Annotated in this window: 1 protein-coding gene; it reads right to left on the bottom strand. The window is 40.9% G+C overall.

The window, feature by feature from the left end:
• The coding region (locus AAEY75_RS17435; protein ID WP_502944472.1) for a phosphoglucose isomerase-related protein at positions 1-230 on the bottom strand (230 nt) is incomplete at both ends.

Genomic DNA, 230 nt, shown 5'->3' with positions numbered 1-230 from the left:
CAATTAAACGACCCACCGCTTTTGCATCAACCGTGTCTAATAATATAGACGTTGTTGGGCGGTTTCCTTGATGAATTTTATGCTTTAGTAGCATTTCAATTTGCGCAGGCGTTTTGCCTTTGGCTGCTAAATCAGCGGTTATCTGCTGCGCATCTACCCCGTTCATTAATGCTTCGGTTTGTGCAAAAAAGTTCGATAATAAAATATTGTGATGCTTATCAACGCTAACC

Source organism: Psychrobacter sp. TB55-MNA-CIBAN-0194 (genome assembly GCF_040309505.1).
Classification (GTDB): Bacteria; Pseudomonadota; Gammaproteobacteria; order Pseudomonadales; family Moraxellaceae; genus Psychrobacter; species Psychrobacter fozii.
This window is presented reverse-complemented; position numbering and strand designations above follow the sequence as displayed.